We start from the raw sequence: 8,061 nt of genomic DNA, 5'->3' as shown, positions 1-8,061 counted from the left end.
ATGGGGCAGTGTATCGGCAGAGCCTGTATATATAAGTAGCAAGTGGAAACAGGTGGCCATTGATATACGCAGCAAAAAACCTGAGTAAAGTGCAGGTTCAATAATCGTTTTTCAGAAGAATGTTTAAAAACAGGCAATTTTTTCTTTTTTCTAACGTTCCGCAAATCAAATGTATCTGCTATTTCAGCAATTTCGAAATTAATTGCAGCTTTATTATTAATTGGGATTATATAGACATCTATTTAAATGACAATCTTAGTTAGTTTAATAACTCAAACGTCCATTTGAAGAGACGGTGTACTAAAAAATGCTTAAAAAGTTTACTTCGTTATTCCCCCTCTGGGCAGTACTTCTATCTGCTGTAGCATATGTATATCCTGAATATTTTGCCCCTCACAATAATCTCATTGTGCCCTTTTTAAGCCTGATCATGCTCGGGATGGGAGTTACACTTTCAGTTGACAGTTTCCTTGCAGTCCTGAAGAGGCCTCATGTGGTCTTTCTGGGTACATTGATGCAGTACACCGTTATGCCTCTGGCTGCATGGGTAGTCTGTCTGGCTTTAAAGCTGCCTGCCGACCTTATGGCGGGTGTGATCCTGCTCGGCTGCTGTCCGGGTGGTACGGCTTCGAATGTTATCTGCTATCTTGCAAAAGGGGATGTTGCACTTTCAATAGTGCTTACATCTGTCTCCACAATGATCGCCTTTCTCGCAACTCCATTCCTTACCTGGCTTTTTATAGGGCAGACCGTGGAGGTTGACGTTACAGGCATGCTTGTAAGTGTCGTAAATATCGTGATTGTGCCTGTAGTTCTTGGTCTTGCGGTCAATTATTTCTTTGAAGCACGGATAAGGGCGGTCAGGGATATCTTTCCTGCAATTTCAGCAGCTGCTATTGTGATAATAATTGCCATAATTATAGGGACAAACAGCGAGAACCTTGAACAAAGCGGACCCCTGGTCCTGCTTGCTGTGGTTTTGCATAACGGGCTCGGGCTTGCAGGAGGCTACTTTGTTTCAAAAGCTCTGAAACTCAGCGAAATAGAAGCAAGAACTATTGCAATCGAGGTTGGAATGCAGAATTCGGGCCTCAGCGTTGCTCTTGCAATAAAACATTTTACTGCCGCTGCAGCGCTTCCGGGTGCAATCTTCAGCATATGGCACAACCTGTCCGGAGCTTTCCTTGCAGGGCACTGGGCAAAAGAAACATCATCTGATCCCGATAAACATGAGAGACCCAAAACAAGTGGTCATCTCCACTAAGAGGTTGGGGTGAGACCTGAAAGGGTTTCACACTGAGGTAGAAAGAACAAGGGTTGGAATCAAAAGGAAAAGTTCAGGGAAGCGATACAAATTCTCTGGACTTCTCCTTCCCGAGTTGCGCCACCCGAGTTCCGCCTCGGGAGCCCGCCGTCCGTTTCACTCGCTTCGCTCGCTCAAGCAGACTGATTTACGGATTACTATTAAGCGAGCTCAAGAGGACTATTTTTTTGGCATTAATTTCGGACTGATGAAACGTAATCGTTTCATTTTTCAAGCTTTTTTTCTATACCTGCACGATATCGAATAAAGCATACACTTATTTCTATACCAAGGTCAATTGGAACTGGTTAAAGTTAAGTTCATTATAAATTTGAAAAAAGTGAAGAATCCAATATATATCATTGTGAGGATAGGCGAATTGTGAATGCTCATAGGAATTGATGTAGGGGGCACCACCACGGATGCGGTGCTTATTCGGAACGGAGAAGTGTACAGCACAGCCAAGGTTCCCACGGATGCAGGAAATCTTCTGAAGTCTCTGCTCGGTGCCCTTGATGAAGTTAGCAGAGGAGTTCCCCCGGAACAGGTTGAAAGGGTGGTGTTCAGCACAACCGTAATAACAAACCTTATTGCTGAGGGAAAAACTGACCGTGTAGCTTTATTACTCATTCCGGGACCGGGAGTTAATCCTGCAAGTTATGTTTTTTCTGACAGTTTCTACCTTAAAGGAGCTATGGATTACAGGGGAAGGGAAATCCAGCCGCTTGACGAAGCTGAGGTCCGGAATTCGGTGAATCAAATTAAGGAGCAGGGTTTTTCCAGAGCTGCCGTAGTAAGCAAATTCGGGCAGAGAAACCCCTCCCATGAACTCAGGATACAGGAAATTCTGAGGGAAATGTATCCGGACTGTAAAGTTGAACTCGGTCATAAAGTTTCAGGAAAACTGAACTTCCCGAGACGGGTTGCTACTTCCATGCTGGCGTCTGCAACAGGTGAGAGATACCAGAAATTTGTTGCGGAGATTAAAAAAGCTATGGAGGAACGAAAAATAAGAGCTCCTGTCTATATCCTTAAAGCCGATGGTGGGACTCTGCCAATAGAAAAATCAGTGGAATTCCCTGTGGAAACTATTTTTTCGGGTCCTGCAGCAAGCACGATAGGAGCTCTTGCCCTTACCCCCGAAGGGCAGACATCTGTTGTGGTGGATATCGGCGGGACAACTACCGACCTTGCCCTCGTCCTTTCCGGAAAACCGCTTATTGCTTCCAGAGGTGCGAAACTCGGAAATTTTCTGACCCATGTCCGGGCTTTTGCAGTCCGCTCGATAGCTGTGGGAGGAGACAGTGTTGTTAGGGTCAGAGAAACAGAAAGTGGGCTCAGGAAGGTAACCATAGGCCCTGAAAGGGCAGGTCCGGCTTACTGCATGGGAGGAAAAGAGCCAACACCAACAGATGCTCTGAGAGTGCTCGGGCTTGTAGATGTGGGAGACCCTGAACGTGCAAAAGAAGCAATCAAAGCTGTAGCTTCCAGCCTTGGGAAGTCTGAAACAGAAGTTGCTTCCCTTATAGTGGACAGTACTGCAGAAATGATTGCACAGGCAGTGAGAGAGATGTTTTTTGAATGGGAACAGGAGCCTGCTTACAGGATATGGGAAGTTCTGCAGAAGAAAAAAGAAAGGCCTGAGAATGTTGTCGGAATAGGCGGCGGGGCAAAGGGCCTGATTGCAGGAGTTGCGGAAAAGCTGAATGCTAAACCGGTGATTCCCGAACATTCTGAAGTAGGAAACGCTATAGGGGCAGCTGTTGCAAGGCCCACCCTCACCCTTAACCTGCGCATTGATACTGAACAGAAGGTATATTCTGTAGCCGAAGAGGGAGATATTCTAAGCCTTATATCTACGGATATTGGAAATTTCAACCGGATGCGTTCTGAAGAAGCCGAAGCCCTTGCAGCAAAACTCCTCGGGGACCGCGCAAAAAAGTTTGGGATTTCCGAGTATGCGGACGAAGCCGAGATTGTTGGCAGTGAAGTTTTCAACGTTGTGCAGGGCTGGTCTACGGTAGGGAGGATTTTTGATGTAAGTATGCAAATTCCAGCTGGCCTGATTGCGGAATGGAACCGGAGGGAAAAGGCATGAGGCTCGGGTTTGGGAAAATTAAGGACGCTATCAAAGGCGGAGCTGATAAAAATACGGAATATATGAAAAAAGAACATATAGAAAAGGAAACTGAGCCTGATATCGAGAAGGAAGTTACAGTGAAAACAAATATTTCAGAGTATAAATCTGAGGATGAATTGGAATATCAGCCCGAAAAGAACCCTCTGATTCCTGCATGCCGGGCAGAAGCCAGAAAGACAGGTCTTATATTCTTCCCGGCTTTTGACTGGGCAATTTCTCCAACCCATCCGGAAAGAGAGGAACGTCTCCTGTATACCCGGGACCAGATATTTGAAGAAGGGCTGATGGACCTGCCCCAGATAGCCGAGTACAAACCCCGTCTTGCAGATTATAAGGACATTGCAAGGGTTCATTTCTGTGTTCCTGACATAAAAGCCCAGGCAACAACTCCTCACCTTATTGCAGCCGGAAGCTGTCTGGTACTTGCTGATGCTCTTATGCGGGGTGAGGTTAGAAACGCTTTTGCCCTTGTCCGCCCTCCGGGACATCATGCCATGACAGTAGCCCATGGAAACCGCGGTTTTTGTAATATCAACAATGAAGCAATTCTTGTCGAATACCTGAGAAAAAAATATGGGATACGCAGGATTGCAATCGTTGACACTGACGTCCATCACGGGGACGGGACACAGGAGATTTTTTACAACGACCCGGATATTCTTTTCATTTCTTTCCACCAGGACGGAAGGACTCTTTATCCCGGTTCCGGTTTCATGAACGAACTGGGGGGTCCGAAAGCCCTTGGAAGGACGATTAATATTCCTCTTCCTCCCGGGACTCCGGATGAGGGTATTCTTTACGTGCTTGATGCCCTTGTGATGCCGATCCTTGAGGACTTCAAGCCGGAACTTGTTCTTAATTCTGCGGGGCAGGACAACCACTATACCGATCCCCTTGCTAATATGCGCTTCTCAGCTCAGGGCTATGCAAAGTTAAACGAGAAACTTGCCCCTGATATGGCAGTGCTTGAAGGAGGCTATGCAATCCAGAGTGCACTGCCCTATGTAAATACAGGCATAATCCTTGCAATGGCAGGGCTTGATTATTCCTGTGTGAGGGAACCTGATTTCAAACCAGGGATGTTCGTGCAGGCTTCAAGGGACAGGAAGGTACTGGAGGAGATTGTTGCAACTCAGCTCGAAAACTGGAAAAACCGGGACAGACTTGTAGAAGCGGAGATGGCAAAACAAGGGGACTTTTACCGCCGGAAAAAACAGATCTTCTACGATACCGATATGATTCAGGAATTCCAGGAAGAAACGGTCAGGATGTGCCCTGACTGCAATGGCTATGTAACCATAGACTCCCGTGCCCACAGGAGCATAAACGATGCCAGAATATTCGGAATATCGGTCCCTATCTATGCCTGCAAGCGCTGCCAGGCAGAGGCGAGAGAGGAGTATGGGAAAAAGATCAATTCTCCTGTATACGAATATGTCTATCTTCAGGACAAGAAAGCGGATGAATACAGGGCATATAATATGAGAACCAGGCAGGAAACCGTCTACTGATAATCTCGGCTTTGAAATGCCTGCAGGGGGTTTGAGATTTAAAATACAGATTAAGTCATTTATTGAGGGACATTAAAGTCATTTATTTGAGATATAAGGAAAGCCGTTTATTGGAGGATTGAAGGCTATAGCTCATGTTTTTTCTTTTTTATGGAAACGGGATGAGTTCAGGGATACTGGTAATCCTTCTTTAATTTTCTTATTTCGATTTGCTTCATCCCTCCAATCTCATTTTTTGATATTCATTTTTTCTTAAAATCGATCTACCTTTTTCTTTTTTTTCAGATGTTATGTGTGTTTTTATTATACTTTTTTCTAATTCTGGGAGTTTTTCAGTAAAAAACACTTGAAATATATTAATTTTACTCTTTTTGATTTAATTATATTTGTTAGCAGTGAATCCTGTCATGTTACTGGATGTAATTATGCAGTATGGGCAAGGGAAATATGCAGCTGCTAATATCGTAATACTCTTACGTTTTTAATATATACAGTGTGCAATCTTTTAAATCTATATTTTCTTAAAAATATTAATAGCACCAATATGTTTATATTGTATTTGTAGTTAATTTCTAAGTAATTGTAGGAAGTATATTTAAAAAATTTCTTCTATTCTATGGAGGAATTCGAATAAACAGAATAAGGATCTTAATACTAGCCACTCTCATATTAACACTGAGCTCCTGTGCTGGGGCGGCGGCTGAAATTCATGTTAATGATACATATTCATTACAGGCCGCAGTAACCGGTGCAGGTCCAGACTCTGTAATTATCGTTGACCCGGGAACGTATACGGAAAACGTTGTCATAGACAGCAAAGAAAACCTGTTAATCACATCTTCGGCGGGTCCGTCCGAAACGGTAATTGCAGCTAATGACTCAAACGTAAACGTAATCGCTATATCTAACTGTAATAACGTAACCATTCAGGGGTTGAATGTTACAGGAGCAGGGACTGACCGCTCAGGCATTTATGTGCTCAATAGTCTTAACTGTAAAGTTAAAGACAATATACTACACGACGATGCCCTTGGAATATACCTGAAGGGTTCCGGTTATACGGTAGTCAGCAATAACACAGCCACCAAGAGCCTTCTTGCAGGTCAGGGCAGGGCAATCAATATCCTGCAGTCCAATTACACTACTGTTTCTAACAACAGAGTCTCAAACAACAATTATGGAATTTATATTTCGGTTTCTCAGGCAAACACTGTATCGGGAAATACTGTAAACCTGAGTGCATCCTCTGGTATAGTTATGGAGAATGCAACCAATATTACTCTCGAAAATAACAACTTAAACTCAAACGGAGCTCATGGAATATATCTGACATATTCAAACGGAAACTTCATGAGAAACAACAATGTGTTTAACAGCACCAATAATAGTTTTGAGATTTATATTTCCTCAGGAAACGAGATATCTGGTAACACGATTTCGGACAGCTCTATAGATACGCTTACTCATGGAATTCACCTGAATGCTGCACACAATAATGTCCTGAGGAACAATGCAGTTTCAAATAACGACTATGGAATAGCTATAATATATTCCAACAATACTAGTGTTGTCAACAATACTGCATTTACTAATAACAGAGGCATTTACCTGGCTTATACATCCAGCGGAAACACAGTTTCAGGTAATGATGTATATTCAAACGTAAATGGCGGTATAGTTCTCCAGAACTGCAGTAATAATAATATTGTCAGCAACACAGCGAGATTAAACAACGGAGATGCCAGTTATGGTATTGTTCTCGGGGGTGCCAGCGACAATAATGTGTCCTATAACAACGCTTCCGGAAACCGCAGAGCTATTTATGTAACTTCCTCAGCCAGCGGAAACAAAATTTCAGGTAATACTGTGAACTCGAATACCGGTCATGGTATTCTTCTTGAAAACGCTGGCAGTAATAACAACCTTAGCCGTAACACTATAAGTTCTAATGGCGGTGACGGGATTTACCTTGTGAACTCTAACAATACCTACGTGCTCAACAATTTAGTTCCGAGCAACCTCAGGGGTATCGAGGTAAGTGCATCATATGAGAACGTTATTTCTAACAATACAGCATCTAATAATGTTGCTTCCGGAATAAGGGTCTCACTCTCCAACAATAACACTATTTCAGGAAACACGGCTTATAATGATACCTATGGAATTGAATTTAATTCTTCCAGATACAACACTGTCTCAAGCAACAATATGACACGGAGCAGAACTGCCGGTATGTTCCTGTGTGCTCAGAGTAGATATAACCTTATTTACAACAACTATTTTAATAACACACAGAATACAGACAACAATAATACTGCATGCACATGGAATATCACAAAAACTGCAGGCAGAAATATTGCGGGCGGATCTTATCTGGGAGGTAATTTCTGGGGCACTCCTGTCCTTAAAGATGGTTTCTCTCAAAGATATGCAGATAACGATACCGATGGGGACGGCATTATTGATATGACATATTCTAACGATGATGCAATAGACTACCTCCCGCTCAAAGAAGTCTATCTTGTGCTTCCTTCTGCAGACTTCAACACTAATGTTACCAGCGGGCTTGTCCCTCTGACAGTGCAGTTTACAGATCTCTCACAGAATGCAACCGGATGGAACTGGGACTTTGGAGACGGAGCCAGTTCACCTGATCGGAATACAACGCATACTTATTCAACAGCAGGAAACTATACAGTTACCCTGACAGCGAGCAACGATAACGGCACGGCTACAAAAACTGCTGTTATAACTGCTACGGGTCCAAGCATCATATATCCTGTTGCAGACTTCAGTACCAGTGCTACAAGCGGGTATGTTCCACTTTCAGTGACCTTTACTGACCGTTCGCAAAACGTAGAATCCTGGTCATGGGACTTTGGAGACGGAGCCACTTCAACTGAGCAGAATCCAACGCACACTTATTCTTCAGCAGGAACTTACACTGTTAAACTGACTGCAATTAATGGAAACGGCACAAATGAAAAAACCACTACAATAACTGTAGAAGAAGATGATGACGATGGAGGAAGCAGCCACAGCAGCGGCGGTGGCGGCGGTGGCGGCGGTTCACCTGAACCCGCAAAGAACGTTGAGGTAAAGGAAAT

The 8,061-nt window shown here is 43.7% G+C and carries 4 protein-coding genes; all 4 read left to right on the top strand.

Annotated features, from left to right (window positions below; translation table 11 throughout):
- The first annotated feature begins 307 nt into the window (after positions 1-307).
- The gene (locus PLL47_RS13975; RefSeq protein ID WP_324447059.1) at positions 308-1,264 is read left to right on the top strand and encodes a bile acid:sodium symporter family protein; all 957 of its coding nucleotides are present in this window, start codon (positions 308-310) and stop codon (positions 1,262-1,264) included.
- A gap of 424 nt (positions 1,265-1,688) precedes the next feature.
- Positions 1,689-3,401: a hydantoinase/oxoprolinase family protein gene (locus PLL47_RS13970; RefSeq protein ID WP_324447058.1), complete on the top strand. Its 1,713-nt coding sequence runs from the start codon at positions 1,689-1,691 to the stop codon at positions 3,399-3,401.
- On the top strand, positions 3,398-4,954 hold the full coding sequence (locus PLL47_RS13965) for a histone deacetylase family protein (protein WP_324447057.1): 1,557 nt from the start codon (positions 3,398-3,400) through the stop codon (positions 4,952-4,954). Before PLL47_RS13970 ends, PLL47_RS13965 begins: the two co-directional genes overlap by 4 nt.
- Positions 4,955-5,533: 579 nt before the next feature.
- Positions 5,534-8,061 (top strand): NosD domain-containing protein (locus PLL47_RS13960; RefSeq protein WP_324447060.1); only part of this gene is annotated, 2,528 nt, incomplete at its 3' end.

The organism is Methanosarcina sp. (assembly GCF_035390745.1).
In the GTDB taxonomy this organism is placed as follows: Archaea; Halobacteriota; Methanosarcinia; order Methanosarcinales; family Methanosarcinaceae; genus Methanosarcina.
This window is presented reverse-complemented; position numbering and strand designations above follow the sequence as displayed.

Excerpts from the sequence above, each read along its gene's own strand:
- PLL47_RS13970 (WP_324447058.1), top strand. The coding sequence starts at position 1,689 with ATGCTCATAGGAATTGATGTAGGGGGCACCACCACGGATGCGGTGCTT.
- PLL47_RS13965 (WP_324447057.1), top strand. The coding sequence starts at position 3,398 with ATGAGGCTCGGGTTTGGGAAAATTAAGGACGCTATCAAAGGCGGAGCT.
- PLL47_RS13975 (WP_324447059.1), top strand. The coding sequence starts at position 308 with ATGCTTAAAAAGTTTACTTCGTTATTCCCCCTCTGGGCAGTACTTCTA.